This window comes from Phycisphaerae bacterium, assembly GCA_035275405.1.
Lineage (GTDB): Bacteria > Planctomycetota > Phycisphaerae > UBA1845 > UTPLA1 > DATEMU01.
Window position 1 is genome coordinate 1 of record DATEMU010000015.1, and the last position, 15,776, is coordinate 15,776.

Genomic DNA, 15,776 nt, shown 5'->3' on the forward strand with positions numbered 1-15,776 from the left:
ATGATCGTCGCGCTGACATCCATACGGCATTTCTCACACTGGGCTGCGCCTTGATCTGTTGGCGACGATTAAAGAATGGGTACTTTTAGGGACTCTTAATTTCAATGCGTGGGAAATGCTTTCAATCCGCGGAAAAAAGTGGCCCTCTTCATGCAAGATGCTCCGAATCAACCTGAACGACCTGGGCACTTGCGAGGGTTCATTGCCAAATGGCTCCATTCCCCGACTCGGATCGCGGCGAGCTCGGCGGTAATAATGAGTCGCGACTCCGACGCCATGTTTTGACGAGAGCTCTTGAATGGCGCCTAATTCTTGAGCGAAGATTATTGCAGCTATAAGAGTCGCATTTGTCGGGCCAAAGAGTTTCCCCCGTCGGCTAAAATCGAAGAGCTCACGCTTAATCGGGTTTAGCAGACGTTTTGGCAGTGCTCTTTCAATGACATTCTCTGCTATAGCTTCTTTATTTCCGAGAACATAGTTGATCGCTAAGTCGAGGAATTCACTAAAATATCTTCGTCTAGAGATACGAAGCGTTTTCGCCATGAACGATTCGAATTCGAACATTTCCCCTTTCCTTGGACGATACGTCACCAAGCGGTCCACGATTAGGGGGCGGTAGGATTGCATCTGCGCAAGCGTTCGCAACACTCTGGTTGGTGCTCTTGGCCTAGGATCAAACCTGCTCGGCAACCACTTGGATTTGAGAGGTGCAGGTTTAGTTATGGGCTCAGGAACATTGACCACTTGGAGTATGCCGTCGTGCTCAAGATCGGGAATGCGGTACTCGTTCGGATGGGAATTGTGTACAATCAGATTATCAAACAAGACCAACAAACTCAGGACCGTCTGACGTCGGTCGGAATTGGGGGGATACATCGTGTACTCACCTTCGCGAGTAAACAGCATCCCCTCTTGATGCGCGATACTGCACAAACTCTGAGACAATTCGTCGGCGACTATCACCTTGTCAAAGTTCATGTTCACGCCCAATCTGACAAATAACCGATGTCCTCTTGGTTCGCCGTAGGGCTACGATTCGCGAAATCTTCGCGTACTCATTCGACTAGAGTCGGGCGGGATAGCCTTGCAGCAAATCGCTCCGCCAGCCCGGGGATTCTCACCCAAAACCCGCCCCGCCTCAAAGCGCACGACAGGGATGAGCCAACACGCCATAAAGTAAGCACCCGCCGGGTCACCCGCGTCCATGCGAATACTCGAGATTAGGCACTTGTGGCAAGGGGTCGTGGTATGATGGCGGGATGCGAAAGCCGTGGTTATTTGCCGCTAGGATCTTGGGCCCACTTCTTGGCGTGTTCGGACTTGCTGGCATTCCAGACGGCTGTAGAACATGGGCCACGTGGATTGAAAAGCTGGACGTAATGCTAGATGCCCACGAAACGCTTCGGTTTCTTATCGCAACCGTCGCAGTTGGCTGTCTTTGGGCTGCCCTTGAACTCCATTATCGAAAACAAGGTTTCGTACGTGAAACGCCACCGCCGCTACCACCACCGGCACCAACCGAAACCGAAATTCAAGAAAAGGGCGGTGATGTCAATATCGTTGCCGCTACAATTCGAGCGGGCGACGGAGGACTACATGATCCCGGTGGAAACATTGAGATTCGCGGTGGCGATGCTGGCCGTCGCATAGACGCCAGTGATTTTGGCCACTCCGACAAAGTGGCGATTAAGGAGCTTGTTGCACAAGCACTCAAGATAGAAGGCACCGACGCTACGGGCTTTCCCGGAATAATGGCCGATGAAGCGAGGCGGTGGACCTTCAAGGTCAAGTCGACGTTCATCGGCGACAAGAAAATAACTCAGTTAGCTGATCGTGTCATCGATAAGATGCCTCATACTGAATGGGGACGCCCTGCAGCATTCACAGTATCGGATGTTAGGAAAATAATGCGCAGCCTACGTGTAGAACTTGAACGCAGGCTCTAAGCGACGGCCAAGTTGGACAACCACCTTTTTCCTGGATGGTGTTCTCAAGAGCTCGGCGTCACGCGCGAGATCACAGCTTATCCATATCCAGGGGTTCGCTCCCCTCGGCCAATGCCCCGCGAACAAACTCATCGAGCTTCGGTCGCGGGCGAGGATCTGCGATGGTCCGCTCCCACGCCTCGTCTTCTTTCTTGGCCAGAAGGAACCGCGCAAAATCCGCCACCTCCCCACGCTGCTCCTCGGGAAGCTGTTCGCAAATCGAAATAAGTTCCTTAGTGCTCATACTGTTATTCTATCCGCTGACCAAACCGGTTCCAACCCCCGGAGGTTCCTGCCCATAGAGCCGAGGGGAGATACGGGGGACATTAAATTTTATTGAGACGCTCCTCGCAGATTCTCCCCCACCCCATCCAGGAAGAATTCCACCCGGCCGCAGCGCATGCACACATAGACGTCGAACGCCTCTCGATGCTTGAACAGCTCGAACATCTGTCGGTATCTCAGTGCCGCAGTTTACTCGCCGGGGCGGATGCCTTCGGGAGCCGTTCCTCCTTGTTCCACCAAACAAAAACGCGCTCTGTGTCCTCTGTGCCTCTGTGGTGAATCATTCTGTTCTTCCTTTTGACGGCTCGTCACCGATGCGCTATCGTACCGACGAAAAGCGGCCCCAAAGTGGGCTCGCCTGCCAGAACCCTCGGAGTTTACTGAATGAAACTCGCCTTCAGCAGCGTCGCTTGTCCCGGTTGGAACCTCGCCACCATGGTCGAAAAGGCCAGGGAGTACGGCTATCAGGGCATCGAGCTGCGCGGTCTCGAAGGCCAGATGCACCTGCCGCTCGCCCCGCAGCTTGCCGCCAACCCCGCCAAGATCGCCAAGCTCATGCGCGACACCGGCGTCGAGCTGGTTTGTCTCGCTTCGTCCGCGGCCTTCCACATGCGCGATCCCAAGCAGGTCGCCGAGAACCAGGCCCAGGCCCGCGAGTACATCGACCTCGCCAGCAAGCTGGAGTGCCCCTTCGTCCGCGTCTTCGGCGCGGAGATCCCCAAGGCCTTCATCGGCTACGAAAAGCGCGAGACCGTCCTGGGCCGCATTGCGACGGCCCTTCGCGGATTGGCCGGCTACGCTGCGGATCGCCGCGTGACGATCCTCATAGAAAACAGCGGCGACTTCGTCGACAGCGCCGCCCTGTGGTACCTCGTCGATGCCGCCGACAGCCCGGCCGTCAAGTGTTGCTGGAACCCCTTCGCCGCCCGCGCCCGCCGTGAACGTCCGACCACCTCAATCCCCCGCCTTGGTTCGCAGATTGGCCTTGTCCATGTGACCGACGGAAAGTTCGACGACGCCGGCGTCTTCGAAGGCTACGCCCTGCCCGGTCAGGGGACCGTCGAGCTGCCGCGCCTCGTGCAACTCCTCAAGGGCATCGGTTATCGAGGTTATCTGGTCTTCGATTGGCCCAAGCTCTGGACGACCTCGCTGGCCGACGCCGACAAGGCCCTGCCCGCCGCCGCCAAGTTCCTGAAGCCGCTCCTCGACGAAAAGCCCGTCCCGCTGACGGCCTACAAGGGCGACAAATACGCCCCGCGACAGGGATATGAACACGTCGCGAGCTAAGGGGACGACAAAGCTCTGCTTTGTCGCGAGCGCACGCCAAAGCGGTAGCGTTGCCGTCTTCTTACTGATTGTCTTGCTGCCTCGTGCGTCGGCATATTCGCCGGAAGACGATCTCCCGCCCGACACATCCGCCGCTCGCGCGACGCTCGCCCAACTCGGCCCTCGCTTTGGTGCCCGTTATACGCCGCACTTCACTTTGCTCTCGGACGCCGACGCCGCCCGAACCGAACCCCTGGGCGATCTCGCCGAACAGACGTGGTTGCGCGTCAATACTTTCGCCATGCGGCTCGGCCTCGCCACGCATCCGCCGGCCAAAAAGCTCCTCGTCATCTTCTTCGATGCCTGGGAGGACTACGAGCGTTTCCTCCGTCCCGACGGCTTCGTCATCAGCCCCAACGTCCCCGGCTTCTTCGACCAGTTCGCCAACCGCTGCGTCATGTTCAACGCCGCCGGTGGCCCCCTCATCCGCGACAAGCGCCGCGAACTCACCGAATCCGGTCGCGAGTCCCCGTCGTCGACATCGCGCGCACACCTCGACGACGCCCAGCGCCGCGTGACCGACCACGAGCGGCTCATCAACGACACCGTCATCCGCCACGAACTTGCCCACCTCGTCCTCTACAACATCGGTGTGCAGACCGCCGCGATGCGCGACCGCCGTTGGCTTCAGGAAGGCCTGGCCATGCAGTTTGAAGCCGCCGAACCGGTAAATTCGTACCGGGCGGCCGACTTCCTCGCCATTGATCCCGATAAGACTGTCGCCCTTTGTCGATCCGTCATCGCCGACCCCCGGCCCCTGGCCCCCGGCGCACAAACCTCAACCGAGGCCTACGCCGCCGCCTGGGCCATCGTCTTTTATGTCTCGTCGGAATTACCCCGGGAGTTCGCCACCTACCTCACGACGCCAGCCCTCCCCAGGGAACGCGAGATTTCCCACTTTGAAAAAACTTTCGGATCCGTCGATGCGAGCTTCGTCGAGCGCAGTCGAAAGACTATCGCCGCCGCCCGCGCCGCGCGATAGGATGGCCCGTGATGGCGGCGACTCTGATCGACGGCAAAGCAATCGCCTCGCAAATCCGCGAGCAAACGGCCCGGCGCGTCGGAGAGCTATCAAAGCAAGGTCGCCCCGCAACGCTGGCTGCGATCCTCATCGGCGACGACGCCTCGGCCCTCGCCTACGCGCGTTCACAGGCCAAACAGGCCCAGTCCGTCGGGATCGAACATCGACTGGTGCAGTTGCCCGCGACAATTCCGCAGGAAGGCGCCTTCGCCGCCGTGGAGCGCCTCAATCTCGACCCCGCCGTGAGCGGGATCATGCTCCACCTGCCGGTCCCCAGGCCCCTCGACGCCTTTGCCCTCCAGCAGCGGATGGCGCCGACTAAGGACGTCGAAGGCGTTGGCGCCGCCAATCTCGGCCTGCTCGTCATGGGCCGTGAGGCCCTCGTCCCCTGCACGGCCGCCGCCGCGATGGCCTGTCTGACCTCGGCGGTGCCCGATTTGGCGGGAAAAGAGGCCGTCGTCATCGGTCGCAGCGTTGTCGTCGGTAAGCCCTTGGCCATGCTCCTTCTGGCCGCGCACGCCACGGTCACACAATGCCACACTCGCACGCGCGACCTCGCCGCGCACACCCGCCGCGCGGAGCTGCTCCTCGTCGCCGCGGGAGTCCCCGGCCTGATCGGCGCGGAATACGTCGCCCCCGGCGCCATCGTCATCGATGTGGGAACGCATCAAGTTGAAACTACGTACGCGAACGGGAAAAAAACTCCCCGCTTAGTAGGCGACGTCCGCTTCGATGAAGTAGCACCCATCGCCGGCGCCATCACCCCCGTCCCCGGCGGCGTCGGCCCCGTCACCGTCGCCATGCTGCTCGCCAACACCGCCGCCGCCGCGCAACGACATGCCCCGTGATCGAATCGTCGTCTTAACGATCCGACGTTGGCCTCACCACGCCGCCAATTCTCCGACAATCTCCTCCACCAAATCCTTGACCGTCGCAATCCCCAGGCACCGCCCATTCGCATCGACCACAAACGCCATCCGCCGCCGCGTCCGTTGCAACAGGGACAACGTCTCCGTGACCGAGGTCTGATAGTTCACTTCGATCGCCGGCCAGAGGTAATCCTCCACGATCAATTCCGGCATCCCCGTCAGCGTATCCAGGAAATGCACGACGCCGATCAGGTGTTGCCGATCGCCACGATACACCGGCATCCACGAATGAGTCGTCGTCGTCACGATCCTGCGCGCCTCGCTCAACGTCAAGTCCGCGCGCAGCGTCACGACCGCGGAGATCGGCACCATCACCGCGCCCACCTGCATCCCCTGCAACGCCGCGATCCGCTCCAGGATGACCGCCTGCGTCGCGGTCAGCGCACCACCGGCCGCGCCCTCGCGAAGCATGTGATACATATCCACGCGCGGGTGCAGCGCATAATCCGTCGCGGCCCGCTTGGCGACTTTGCGCAACACGATGTCGGAGATCCACCGCTGCGCCCGCAGCAGCCCCGTCCATTTTGTTACCCAGTACGACAGAGCCAGGGGCCGCGCGACGACGAGCATCAGCCGGTCCGAATATCGCTGAAACAAATTCTTGGGTACGATCTCGCCGAAGATGAATACCGCCGGCGTCAGGATGAGCGTCGTATACAGTTCCGCCTGCCCCTCCGCCACCTGAATACCATGCCGAATCGTGAGCCACTTCAACAACAGCAGCGTCAGGCAGGCGGACGCCAGATAATCCGTGACGTTCGTCCCGATCAACATGGTAAAGAGCTGTCCCGGCTGGTCGCTCAGCAATCGTTGCAGCAGTTTTGCCCGCCGATCGCCCCCGTGCGCCGCCACCCGCAGCCGCAGTCGATTCAGGCAATACAGTCCCGTCTCCGCGCCGCTGTACAGCCCCGAAAGCCCCACGAAGACCGCGCACCAGACGGCGCCCGCCACCACGACGATGTGCGAAAACTCTCCCATTACGCCCCCCCCTTACCGCGCGAGCTCGACGCCTTCGGTCGAACCGGCAACCCTTCACCGGTCAATCGGGCGAGGTCAGGATTCTCCTTCGGCGGCCGCTCCAGGATCAACTTCACGGTCATGATTCGCCGCCGGCGCATGGACACGACCACGAGGGTCGCCGGGTCGATCCGGACCTCGTCGCCCTCCGTTGGGATGCGCTCCAGAATCGCCCACACGAGCCCGCCGACCGTCTGTACGCGCGACTCTTCGATGGGCAATTGAAAGGCGCGCCGAAAATCGTCAAGGTCCAGCCCGGCATCCACTATAAACGTCGTTGCATCGATGCGCTCCAGTGTCTTCACCGCAACCACTTCGCCGGGGGCGTGCATCTCCCCGACGATCGCCTCCACAACATCTTCCAAGGCGACGATCCCCGCGAGACCGCCGTATTCATCGACGACGAGCGCGAGCTGGGTCCCCGTCTTACGAAAATGCCGAAGCAGCGCCTCCACGCTCGCTTGCTCCGGTACGAACGCGATTGGCTTGACGAGCGACTTCGGAGATTTCTGCGGATCGAGAAGGAATTCCTTGGACAGAACAATTCCCTTGACATCGTCGATGTTGTCTTCGTACACCGGAATCCGCAGCAGTCGATGACGCTTGATCAGTTCGACCAGCCGCGCCGGATTATCATTCAGATTGAACGCGACAACGTCCACGCGAGGAACCATCAGCGCTCGCACCCGCGTCTGCGACAGTTCCATGACCTGGTGCAGCAGCGTATTCTCGCCCTGACCGATGAGCCCCTCGCTCCGACAGACATTCACAAGTTGTTGCAACTCCTCCGCCTTGATGGAAGCATCCTGGTGCATGGTCCCGCCCAGGATCCGCGTCAGCGGCCCGACGATCCCCGCCTCCAGCAGCCGCCGGACCGGATAAGTCACCGTCGACAGAATCTGGATCGGCCCCGCCACAATCGGCGCCAGCCGATCGCTGATCGAATACGCGATGAGCTTCGGGAAGATCTCGATGCCCAGGAGCATGAACAGAAAGCTCCCGGTGCCCAATAGCGTCGCGACCAGCGGAGAGCCGCCCGACAGCCGCTTCGCCGTCACCGTCATCAGCGAATAGAGCAGCACGTTGATCGTGATATTGGAAAGCAGGATCGTGGACAGGAGCCCCTGCGGATCCTTGCGCAGCCGGAGAATGATCTGCGCCGAAAGATGCCCCGATTGCTTGAGCCTGGCGAGCTGCTGCCGGCTCAGGGCAAATAGCGCCGTCTCGCCCGCCGAGATCATCCCGCTGGCCGCCATGAGCAGCACGATCGCAATGAGTCGCGTGAGATTGTCCAGGATAACGCCCACAAGTGAACACGATCTTACGAACCCCGCGCATGGCTGTCGAATGGGGACAACCGCGGTGGGGTGGCACGGTCTCGCAGCAGCGAGGCCGTGTGCGTCGGGTGGTTGTTGTGCGTTTCATTGCATGGAGGGCGACTCTCAAAAGTAAGTCCCCCGCCGGCTTTGACCATACATCATGAAAACGCGACACTCAGTCACGAGCCCATGAACCTTCCCCCTCTGACCGACCTCCTCGCCCTCATTCTCCTCGGCCTCGCCGCCGGCGCCAGCGGGGGTCTCCTCGGCATCGGCGGCTCCACCGTGATGATCCCCGGCATGGTCCTCCTCTTCGGCGCTGAGCAACAACACCTGTATCAAGCCTCCGCCATGATCGTAAACTTCTTCGTCGTCGCGCCGTCAGTCCTGCAACACCAAAACGCCGGCGCGACCTTCCGCCACGTCACCCGTTGGACCATCCCCGGCGCCATCGTCGGCGCCCTCGCCGGCGTCTGGCTCAGCGAGCGCGCCCTCTTCCACGGCCCCGGTCAGGGCTACCTGCAAATCGGTTTCGCCGCGTTCCTGTTCTACGTCGTAATCTACAACCTCGCGCGAATCCGCTCCGGCAAGCGCCTGCCCAAAATGGACGAGTCCGATGCCGCCCGTCTCTCGCCCGCGAAGATTCTCGCCCTCGTCGGCCTGCCCGCCGGCCTCTTCGGCGGCTTGCTCGGCGTCGGCGGCGGTCTCATCGCCGTCCCCACGCAGCAGCTCTTCCTCCGCATCCCCCTGACCAACGCCATCGCCAATTCCGCCAGCACCATCCTCTGGTCCAGCGTCGTCGGCGCGATAGCCAAAAACGCCGCCCTCACCCGCCACGGCTTCACGCTCGGCGAGTCCGCGCTCCTGGCCGTCTGCCTCGCCCCCACGGCCATCCTCGGCGCCTGGTATACTGCCCCCCGCGTCCACCGCTGGCCCGTCGGCCTCATCCGCCTCGCCTTCGTAATGCTCCTCCTCTACTGCGGGGTGCGCCTCCTCTTCGCCGGTTGGCGGCAGATGCAACCCTAATCCAAACGCTCCAGGTGGCGTCAGCGGCGTTGAGCGCGCGCCCGGCGCAAACCCATCCGCCGGCGCGTCTTGGCGCCGGTCGGCGTGAGAGGCAAACGAGCGGCTCGCGCTTCATGAATGGGTGCACTGCGCTGAGCGGACAGCAACGCCTGCGCTGTTAAGCGTGCCGTGACCGCCGCATCGAAAACGCCGCCTGCGTGACGGGCGGCAATCGCGCCGCTGAACAACAGCATCAACTGCTTGGTCACGCCTTCAGGGTCCGGCATTCCGGCGGCCTGAACGCGAAGCAGCAACTCGCCGGCGATATGTTGGCCGTGTGCCGCTGCGGCGAGATGGATCGGGTCGTGGGCGGACGGAAATTCCGTCGCGGCATTCATGAAAAAGCACCCGCGGAAATCGGGCCGCGCGAACCAGTCCGCCAGCAAATCGAAGAAGGCCAGTATTTGTGCGCGCGGGTCGCTGCCGCCGTGGCGGCGCATATGCGCGATCGCCTCGGCGATGTCGGCACGGTCGCGCCGATCCAACACCGCCAGGATAAGGTCGTCCTTGCTTTCGAAATGCTTGTAGAACGCGGTCTTGGTGATGCCGACGGCGCTGAGTATCCGGTCCAGCCCCACCGCCTGGAAACCGGTCGTGTAGAACAGATCCCCGGCAGTCTCAATGAGCCGATCTCGTGTCGTGCGCGGCGTGGCCATGGGGTCCTCCGGAAGCGAACAGTACGGCATGCGAGTTTACCACAACGACACCCCCTGGTGCACCACGAGTCAACTTTTCGCAGACGGTGCCCGGCATCTAAACTCCGTGCGTGTAACGGCCGCACAAAGACTCGATTTCGGTTTCCAATATTGACACGGAGAAGTTTTCATGAGCGCACATGCGATATCGTTCGAACACGCGAATCTTGCCGAGCGACAACCCGGACGGCTCGGCGGTATCTTGACCCTCACGTATGGGCTGTTTTCCTACCTTACTTTCCCCGCGACGATCCTTTACGCCATCGGATTTGTCGGCAACTGGGTTGTCCCGAAGTCGATCGATAGTGGCGTAGCCGGACCGGTCGGCTCGGCGCTGCTGATCAACGCTGCGCTGCTAGGCGTCTTCGTCGTGCAGCACACGATCATGGCCCGACCGGCATTCAAACACTGGTGGACGCGGATCGTACCGAAGCCGGTCGAGCGCAGCACGTTTGTTCTGGCGGCGAGCGCGTTGCTGGGGCTTCTTTTCTGGCAGTGGCGGCCGATGCCCCAGGTAGTGTGGAGCGTGCACGGGCCCGCTGCCATCGCGCTATCCGCGATCTCGTTGGCCGGTTGGCTGATCGCCGTCGCGGCGTCCTTCACCATCAGCCACCTGGATCTGTTCGGCGTGCGTCAGGCATGGCTGAGGTTCCGCAATCGCGCCTACGCGCCGGTCGGATTTCGATTGGCGGGACTGTATCGCGTCGTGCGGCACCCGCTGATGACGGGCTTTTTGATCGCCTTCTGGGCCACGCCGACGATGACCCTCGGGCACCTTTACTTTGCCGCCTTGGTGACGGGCTACGTCCTGTTCGGAACGTGGATCGAGGAGCGCGATCTCATCGCCGAGCACGGCGAGCAATATCTTGCCTATAAGCGTGAAGTTCGAGGCCTGGTCCCGATTCCAAAGCGCAGGTCGCCATCCCCGAACGCTTCGATATCGCCGGCAGCTTCTTGAGGTGGACGAAATGAAAGCGATTCAAACGAATCAATGGACAAAACACTCTTCCAAGCGCCTTGGGATGGCGGCATTCGCCTTTTTCTTCGCGAAAGGCCTGGCTTGGATCGCCGCCGCGATCGGCGGTTATGCCGCACTGGGGCATTAATGGCTCCGTCTCAACGTTCGGGGGGCGGAATGGGTCAAGTCCCTGGCCACAACGATCAGAGGTCGGAGGCCGTGGGGCGATGGAATAGGGCAGGAGCTGTGCGATTGGCCTGCCGCCCGTCGCGGTGGAAAAGCCCAAGTCCTCAGTCCCTCAGTGTCAGATTATGTTTATCAGATTCTTCGACATCTCCAAATTGACTTCGCTGCCGCTTCCCTCGACCCTTGCCACGCCGACCAGTCCGCCGGTACCATGCTCCCGGTTTAATTCGGTCGCCTGAGCGACCGCCTCGCGGGGGATAAAAGCCGGGCTCACAAAGGAAGGTAGGTCAGGCGATGTTCACGATGCGAAAGTCAGGGATGGTTCTCAGTGTGGTTCTCTGCGCGGCCCTGCTGCCCGCCGGTTGCGGCACCGAGGGCCCGCCGCCCGGGGCCGTCCTGCAGGGGGCCTGGCTCCTCTCCGCCCCGGAATCCTCTGACCACGATGGCAAGCTCTTCGTCTTCGACGGCAACGGCACGTTGATCGAGATTCGCGAGACCTCGGGCAACCAGACGTTTATCGATCGCAATCCCCATCGCGAAACCATCGTCAACGGCACCTTCGTGCGAATCGTCACTCAGGGAGACTTGATCTTTGAGGGGAACTTGAACGACGCCCGCAACGTCATCAACGGCCACCTCCAAAGCGAGTTCACCGTCTTTTTCACCGATGATGTCATCATCACCGATCTGGGTAATGCGACGTTTACGAAGCAATAACCGGCGATGGAGAACAGCCTCCCTCGGCTGTTTGATGTCGTACAAAACAATGAACTTCAAGCCTGCTCAGCGCGTTCGAGTCCGCCAGCGCATCCGCTCCTCCGGCGGTCCCTGGGATACGGAGGTGGAGGGAACGGTCGTCTCCTGCGCCCCGCAGCCCACCGGAAGCTGGTACGCGCACGGAAAGAATGATCGGTTATGGCTTCAACGCCTCCGCCTCCGGCGATCCGACGGGGAAATCGTCGATCTCGTTCTGGACAATGATTCCAGCGTCACCGTGCTATGATGCGGGAGCCGGCCTGGCCGAGGATTCGACCCTAGCGAGCGCGATGTGCCGCACCTTTCCGTCAGACCCAACCCGTCCGTGCCCTACGAAATCCGCTTTCGCGACGACGCGCTCATCGTCGTCGACAAGCCCACCGGCGTCGTCACGCAGCCGGGCAAGAAGCACGAGCACGACAGCCTGCTCAACGGCCTGTTCGCGGAGTTCGGTCCGGCCCTGCAGAACCTCGGCGAGGCCCGCGACTGGGGACTCTTGCATCGCCTGGACCGCGATACCTCTGGTCTCGTCCTCATCGCCCTCCGCAAGAGTGCGTTCGATCATCTGCTCGATCAGTTCAAGCGCCGCCTCGTCCAGAAAATCTATTGGGCGCTCGTCGCCGGCATGCCCTTACCGGCCCAGGGCGTCATTCAGAAGCCCATCGCCGAAGTGGTGGGGGCTCGGAAAAAAGCCGTGCTGGCTCGCGACGGAAAACCGGCTATCACGGCCTATCGCGTCCTCCAAACCGCCGGCGCCGTCTCGCTCGTAGAGGCCCGGCCCAAGACCGGTCGCCTGCATCAGATTCGCGTACACCTGGCATCGCTGGGATTCCCCGTCCTGGGCGAGGACACGTATGCGGGAAAATTCGTCTTGCCGAAAGCGCCCCGGCTGTGTCTCCATGCGGCGAGCCTGTCGTTCATCCACCCCGTGACGGGCAAGCGAATGACGGTCACCTCCCCTTGGCCGGAGGATCTTGCGACAACGCTCAAGCGACAGGGTCTGGCTCCACCATCGAATTAGGCGGCGTTTGAACGCCCTTAGCTGGGCTTGTCGACCTCGACCGCGGGCCGGCTGGTTGTGGAAGGGGACCGTCGCGGCGGCTCGGCGAATCCGAAATAGCCCCCCCGCGCGGAGTTGAGCAGGGCGAGATTGTATTCGGCGTCGTCCACGGATACGACCAATTTGTAGAGCGACGCCGATTCATCCTCGCGGCCCATCAGGCCCAGCGCCAGTGCCATGTTGGCCCGGTAGCGGGAGTTGGAAGGCTGCAGCGCCGCCGCCCCCATGAAGCACTGAAACGCGCTCGCGCAGTCAGGCTTCGTTAAATAGCAAACTCCGAGATTATTCAGGAGAATGTCGTCACGAGGGGCAATCACCAGTGCCGATCGCAACGCGGCAATGGCGGCGTCGACGCGGCGCATCCGCATGCGGACCTCGGCCTGCAACAGGTACGCGGGCATGAATTGAGGATTCTCGGCGATTAATCTGCTCAACAACACGTCGCACGCCGCATCCTGCCGCCGGGCGGACAGAATTCGGGCATAAGCGTATTGCGTTTTCGCGCTGGCCGGCCGACCAGCCCCTTCCGCGAATTGCTCATCTTCCGGATGTGGCGGGTTCGGATCTTTCCCGCTGGCGACCGATTTATCCTGTGCACAGCCGGTCTGAAATACGAAGCACGCCGCGGCACAGCAGGTAGCCAGGGAAAAAAGAAGCGCTGTTCCCTGGAGCCGGATGGGTGTCATTTGACGCTTCCCCCACGATTCGCCACCGCGCCGCCGCCGGTTCCGTTCATGTCGCCGCCGCCCTGGTCATCGCCACCTCCGTAGCTCTTCTGGATGACCATGAGGACGAATTCCGAAAGCATTCCTTCGCCGCCGGGGTGCCCATCCTCGATGGGGCCGATGTTAATCCCGGCCTTGGCGAGCCGGTCAGAGATGAATTGCAGCCGTGCCTCGTGAAGCTCGGGCGCCGCGTCTCCGCGGCGGAGGTTCAAGGGTCCCGGATGCGTCTTGTAGTGATCGACCAGGACGTTGAAATCATGCTCGCCGAGTTCGTTCAGGCAGGCGCTGTGGGTGACAAAGTGATAGGGGTAGAGCGTGTGCTGCGCAATGATCGCGTTCTGGATCGCCGTATCATTGAAGTATTTCGACTCCGCCATATTGATGTCGCGCTCGGGCGGTGCCGACGACGTGGAGGGCGATGAGGGCGACGGCGAATTGCACGCCAGGGCCGCAAGGGCCAGTCCGGCATATCCGATAAATGTTGTACATTTCATGAGTCGTAATTCTCCCATTTGAGTTTCTTCGTGTCCTTATCTCCCGGCAGCGCCGCTCAGGACTTTGGCCCATTCGATGCCCGCCGGACCACACACGACGATGATGATGGCCGGGAAGATCAGAAACACCAGCGGAAAAAGGAGTTTGACGGCCAATTTCTCCGCAAATTCCTGGGCCATCATGCTGCGGGTCTCCCGCATCGAGCTGGCAAACGTCTTCAGTGTCTCGGCGATACTCGTACCGAATTGCTCGGATTGCGTCAAGGCGGCCGCCAGGGACGAGGCCTCCTGGCAGCCCGTTCGCTCCCCCAGGTGCCGCATCGCCAGGCTGCGGGGGGCGCCCATGTGGATTTCCAGGTTCGTAAACGCCATCTCATCGCCAAGCAACATGCTGACGCTCGAGATTTTCTCGGTCACCACGTTCCAAGCCTGGTCCAGACCCATGCCGCTGGAGACACAGATTTCGAGGAGATCGACCGCGTCGGGCAAGCATACGCGTATTTCGGAGGTCCGTCGACTTCCCTTGAGGCGGACGAGCATATTCGGAAGAAAGAAGAAGAATGTCGCTCCCCCTAACACCACCAGGGATTTCGTTGCGGTGGTCCATTTCGCCGAATAGGTCAACGCCGCGCCGACCCCCAGGGCCGCAAGGAGGAGCAGGACCTTGCTGCCCAGGAAAACGACGACCGGGGTGTCCCCATGATATCCCGCGCGCGCCAGGAGTTTCCGGAGGTTTTGGGAGGTTCCGTGGACCCCCATTAACCCGCCCAATCGTCCCGTGATGCGCAGAAGCAACGGGCCCTTTTCTGCTGGCTCGGCTTCTTCGTCCGGTGTGGCGGTGCCAAGACGCGTGCGCAACGATTCCAGCCGGATGGACCGGGCCAGTAAAATTCCCGCGCCGATGGCCATGACCGCCACGAACACGAGGATCGGAATAAAAAACTGTGCCGGGATCATCGCGATGAGCACCTAATACCGTATCACGCTGAGCCGATTCATGATCCAAATCCCCAGGATCACCCCGACCGCCGCGATGCTCAACAAAAACCTCCCGGCGTCGGTGGAGTACATCGTCGACATGTACTTGGGATTCACCGAACTCAAGACGACGAATATGATCACCGGCAGGACGGCCAAAATCCGCTTGCTGAACTGAGTCTGCGCCGTGAGAACGCGCACGCGGCGACTGAGCCGCATGCGATCGCGGATCACGTACGCCAATCGGTCCATCATGTCTGCCAGGTTTCCGCCGCTCTTGATCTGAATGGCGACCGACGTTCCAAAGATCCTCACATCCGGGTTGCTGAAGACCTTTCCGACCTCCTGGATGGCCCGCTCAATGCTCAAGCCCATTTCCTGCGCCTGGCAGATTTCCGCAAAGAGTGCTCCCACGGGCGGCGGTACTTCCGTGGCGATCAGTTGAAAGGCGCCGACCAGAGGGTGGCCCGCGCGCAACGATCGGGCCGCGATGTCCAGCGCATCCACAAACTGGCTCTCAAAAAGCGCGGTGCGCTTCAGGATTCGACGCTGGAGCAGAAACCATAACACGAAGGCGGCCAGAATGACGGCGCCCAGACCGGGCATAAGGCTCTTGGTCGTGGCGTAGGAAAAGAAGAACGACAGCAGTACCAGCCCGATCGAACCGACGGTGAGGGATCGCAGGTCGACTTCCCAGCCCGCCTCCTGAAACTTCAACTTGATCCGGGGTGCAAGGCCCATCCGGCGGAATGCCGGCCGATGAACCACGGCCTCACGGCCCTGGTGCCAGAGCTTGAGCGGGCGAGTGGATGCCGTCTCGGCTTCCTCGATGATGACGCGCTTGCGGACCGCCTTCTCGCGGGCATTGCGCTTTATGGACCACAGCAGGACGACACCGAGCCACAGCGACAACACCAGCGCGAACGTCGCGGCGATAACCGTCAGATGGATGATGTTGTTGATATCAAAGGTCATGA

19 protein-coding genes are annotated in these 15,776 nt (G+C 61.3%); 10 read left to right on the forward strand and 9 right to left on the reverse strand.

Annotated features, from left to right (window positions below):
- Nucleotides 1-33: 33 nt before the first annotated feature.
- Nucleotides 34-978, reverse strand: coding sequence for a hypothetical protein (locus VJZ71_17740; GenBank protein ID HKQ49921.1), 945 nt, complete (start codon nt 976-978; stop codon nt 34-36).
- Nucleotides 979-1,259: 281 nt separating this feature from the next.
- Here VJZ71_17740 and VJZ71_17745 point away from each other — a divergent pair, with 281 nt between their 5' ends.
- Complete coding sequence (locus tag VJZ71_17745; protein HKQ49922.1) at nt 1,260-1,946, forward strand: hypothetical protein; 687 nt, start codon at nt 1,260-1,262, stop codon at nt 1,944-1,946.
- A 70-nt stretch (nt 1,947-2,016) separates the two neighbouring features.
- Here the strand turns inward: VJZ71_17745 and VJZ71_17750 are convergent, their stop codons facing one another.
- On the reverse strand, nt 2,017-2,229 hold the full coding sequence (locus tag VJZ71_17750; GenBank protein HKQ49923.1) for a DUF2281 domain-containing protein: 213 nt from the start codon (nt 2,227-2,229) through the stop codon (nt 2,017-2,019).
- A 425-nt stretch (nt 2,230-2,654) separates the two neighbouring features.
- On the opposite strand from VJZ71_17750, the gene VJZ71_17755 reads away from it, so the two are divergent.
- From VJZ71_17755 to VJZ71_17765, 3 genes are read left to right on the forward strand one after another with little or no spacing between them, the layout of a single operon-like run.
- Nucleotides 2,655-3,557 carry a sugar phosphate isomerase/epimerase family protein gene (locus VJZ71_17755; GenBank protein HKQ49924.1) on the forward strand — a complete coding sequence of 301 codons (903 nt, stop codon included), beginning with the start codon at nt 2,655-2,657 and terminating at the stop codon, nt 3,555-3,557.
- The gene (locus VJZ71_17760; GenBank protein ID HKQ49925.1) at nt 3,538-4,578 is read left to right on the forward strand and encodes a DUF1570 domain-containing protein; all 1,041 of its coding nucleotides are present in this window, start codon (nt 3,538-3,540) and stop codon (nt 4,576-4,578) included. The genes VJZ71_17755 and VJZ71_17760 overlap by 20 nt, the downstream gene beginning before the upstream one ends.
- 11 nt (nt 4,579-4,589) lie before the next feature.
- Complete coding sequence (locus VJZ71_17765; protein HKQ49926.1) at nt 4,590-5,465, forward strand: tetrahydrofolate dehydrogenase/cyclohydrolase catalytic domain-containing protein; 876 nt, start codon at nt 4,590-4,592, stop codon at nt 5,463-5,465.
- Between the two features lie 33 nt (nt 5,466-5,498).
- On the opposite strand, the gene VJZ71_17770 is transcribed toward VJZ71_17765, so the two are convergent.
- Nucleotides 5,499-6,524: a CNNM domain-containing protein gene (locus tag VJZ71_17770; GenBank protein ID HKQ49927.1), complete on the reverse strand. Its 1,026-nt coding sequence runs from the start codon at nt 6,522-6,524 to the stop codon at nt 5,499-5,501.
- Nucleotides 6,524-7,870: a hemolysin family protein gene (locus tag VJZ71_17775; protein HKQ49928.1), complete on the reverse strand. Its 1,347-nt coding sequence runs from the start codon at nt 7,868-7,870 to the stop codon at nt 6,524-6,526. Before VJZ71_17775 ends, VJZ71_17770 begins: the two co-directional genes overlap by 1 nt.
- A gap of 201 nt (nt 7,871-8,071) precedes the next feature.
- On the opposite strand from VJZ71_17775, the gene VJZ71_17780 reads away from it, so the two are divergent.
- Nucleotides 8,072-8,908, forward strand: a complete 837-nt coding sequence (locus tag VJZ71_17780; GenBank protein HKQ49929.1) for a sulfite exporter TauE/SafE family protein — start codon at nt 8,072-8,074, stop codon at nt 8,906-8,908.
- Between the two features lie 20 nt (nt 8,909-8,928).
- Here the strand turns inward: VJZ71_17780 and VJZ71_17785 are convergent, their stop codons facing one another.
- Nucleotides 8,929-9,603, reverse strand: coding sequence for a TetR/AcrR family transcriptional regulator (locus tag VJZ71_17785; GenBank protein ID HKQ49930.1), 675 nt, complete (start codon nt 9,601-9,603; stop codon nt 8,929-8,931).
- Nucleotides 9,604-9,772: 169 nt separating this feature from the next.
- On the opposite strand from VJZ71_17785, the gene VJZ71_17790 reads away from it, so the two are divergent.
- The 5 genes from VJZ71_17790 (at nt 9,773) to VJZ71_17810 (ending at nt 12,563) form a co-directional block, all read left to right on the forward strand.
- On the forward strand, nt 9,773-10,600 hold the full coding sequence (locus VJZ71_17790) for an isoprenylcysteine carboxylmethyltransferase family protein (protein HKQ49931.1): 828 nt from the start codon (nt 9,773-9,775) through the stop codon (nt 10,598-10,600).
- Nucleotides 10,601-10,610: 10 nt separating this feature from the next.
- A complete protein-coding gene (locus tag VJZ71_17795) occupies nt 10,611-10,748 on the forward strand; it encodes a hypothetical protein (protein HKQ49932.1) in 138 nt (45 codons plus the stop codon).
- Nucleotides 10,749-11,089: 341 nt separating this feature from the next.
- The gene (locus VJZ71_17800) at nt 11,090-11,503 is read left to right on the forward strand and encodes a hypothetical protein (protein ID HKQ49933.1); all 414 of its coding nucleotides are present in this window, start codon (nt 11,090-11,092) and stop codon (nt 11,501-11,503) included.
- 34 nt (nt 11,504-11,537) lie between these two features.
- Nucleotides 11,538-11,789 (forward strand): hypothetical protein, encoded by a 252-nt coding sequence (locus tag VJZ71_17805; GenBank protein HKQ49934.1) that lies wholly within the window; start codon nt 11,538-11,540, stop codon nt 11,787-11,789.
- Nucleotides 11,790-11,834: 45 nt separating this feature from the next.
- Nucleotides 11,835-12,563, forward strand: a complete 729-nt coding sequence (locus VJZ71_17810) for an RluA family pseudouridine synthase (protein ID HKQ49935.1) — start codon at nt 11,835-11,837, stop codon at nt 12,561-12,563.
- A gap of 17 nt (nt 12,564-12,580) precedes the next feature.
- On the opposite strand, the gene VJZ71_17815 is transcribed toward VJZ71_17810, so the two are convergent.
- From VJZ71_17815 to VJZ71_17830, 4 genes are read right to left on the reverse strand one after another with little or no spacing between them, the layout of a single operon-like run.
- On the reverse strand, nt 12,581-13,288 hold the full coding sequence (locus tag VJZ71_17815; GenBank protein HKQ49936.1) for a tetratricopeptide repeat protein: 708 nt from the start codon (nt 13,286-13,288) through the stop codon (nt 12,581-12,583).
- Nucleotides 13,285-13,821: a hypothetical protein gene (locus VJZ71_17820; protein HKQ49937.1), complete on the reverse strand. Its 537-nt coding sequence runs from the start codon at nt 13,819-13,821 to the stop codon at nt 13,285-13,287. Before VJZ71_17820 ends, VJZ71_17815 begins: the two co-directional genes overlap by 4 nt.
- 36 nt (nt 13,822-13,857) lie before the next feature.
- Nucleotides 13,858-14,778 carry a type II secretion system F family protein gene (locus tag VJZ71_17825; protein HKQ49938.1) on the reverse strand — a complete coding sequence of 307 codons (921 nt, stop codon included), beginning with the start codon at nt 14,776-14,778 and terminating at the stop codon, nt 13,858-13,860.
- Nucleotides 14,779-14,790: 12 nt separating this feature from the next.
- A complete protein-coding gene (locus VJZ71_17830) occupies nt 14,791-15,774 on the reverse strand; it encodes a type II secretion system F family protein (protein ID HKQ49939.1) in 984 nt (327 codons plus the stop codon).
- Nucleotides 15,775-15,776 lie beyond the last annotated feature (2 nt).